Origin of the sequence: Streptomyces sp. NPDC051677, from assembly GCF_044453465.1 — a bacterium.
In the GTDB taxonomy this organism is placed as follows: Bacteria; Actinomycetota; Actinomycetes; order Streptomycetales; family Streptomycetaceae; genus Streptomyces.
The window spans coordinates 3,921-5,274 of sequence record NZ_JBITCT010000124.1; the positions used below are offsets into that span (position 1 = coordinate 3,921).

The 1,354-nt window shown below is 56.6% G+C and carries 1 rRNA gene (running past one end of the window); it reads left to right on the forward strand.

The annotated features are described in order from the left end of the window. Window positions 1-1,333 (forward strand): 23S ribosomal RNA (locus ACIBAF_RS49005) (it extends 1,821 nt beyond the left edge of the window). The last annotated feature ends 21 nt before the right edge of the window (window positions 1,334-1,354 follow it).

Consider the following 1,354-nt stretch of genomic DNA (forward strand, 5'->3'; position numbering starts at 1 on the left):
GCCTCTAGCGAGTTTCATGGCGGCCCGTACCCTAAACCGACTCAGGTGGTCAGGTAGAGAATACCGAGGCGTTCGGGTGAACTATGGTTAAGGAACTCGGCAAAATGCCCCCGTAACTTCGGGAGAAGGGGGGCCACGTCTGGTGAGGGGTCTTGCACTCTGAGCTGGGGGTGGCCGCAGAGACCAGCGAGAAGCGACTGTTTACTAAAAACACAGGTCCGTGCGAAGCCGTAAGGCGATGTATACGGACTGACGCCTGCCCGGTGCTGGAACGTTAAGGGGACCGGTTAGTCACTCTTCGGGGTGGCGAAGCTGAGAACTTAAGCGCCAGTAAACGGCGGTGGTAACTATAACCATCCTAAGGTAGCGAAATTCCTTGTCGGGTAAGTTCCGACCTGCACGAATGGCGTAACGACTTCTCGACTGTCTCAACCATAGGCCCGGTGAAATTGCACTACGAGTAAAGATGCTCGTTTCGCGCAGCAGGACGGAAAGACCCCGGGACCTTTACTACAGTTTGATATTGGTGTTCGGTTCGGCTTGTGTAGGATAGGTGGGAGACTGTGAAGCTTGGACGCCAGTTCAGGTGGAGTCGTCGTTGAAATACCACTCTGGTCGTGCTGGATGTCTAACCTGGGTCCGTGATCCGGATCAGGGACAGTGTCTGATGGGTAGTTTAACTGGGGCGGTTGCCTCCTAAAGAGTAACGGAGGCGCCCAAAGGTTCCCTCAGCCTGGTTGGCAATCAGGTGTTGAGTGTAAGTGCACAAGGGAGCTTGACTGTGAGACCGACGGGTCGAGCAGGGACGAAAGTCGGGACTAGTGATCCGGCGGTGGCTTGTGGAAGCGCCGTCGCTCAACGGATAAAAGGTACCCCGGGGATAACAGGCTGATCTTCCCCAAGAGTCCATATCGACGGGATGGTTTGGCACCTCGATGTCGGCTCGTCGCATCCTGGGGCTGGAGTCGGTCCCAAGGGTTGGGCTGTTCGCCCATTAAAGCGGTACGCGAGCTGGGTTTAGAACGTCGTGAGACAGTTCGGTCCCTATCCGCTGCGCGCGCAGGAACATTGAGAAGGGCTGTCCCTAGTACGAGAGGACCGGGACGGACGAACCTCTGGTGTGCCAGTTGTTCTGCCAAGGGCATGGCTGGTTGGCTACGTTCGGGAGGGATAACCGCTGAAAGCATCTAAGCGGGAAGCCTGCTTCGAGATGAGTGTTCCCACCTCCTTGAGAGGGTAAGGCTCCCAGTAGACGACTGGGTTGATAGGCCGGATGTGGAAGCCCAGTAATGGGTGAAGCTGACCGGTACTAATAGGCCGAGGGCTTGTCCTCAGTTGCTCGCGTCCACTGTGT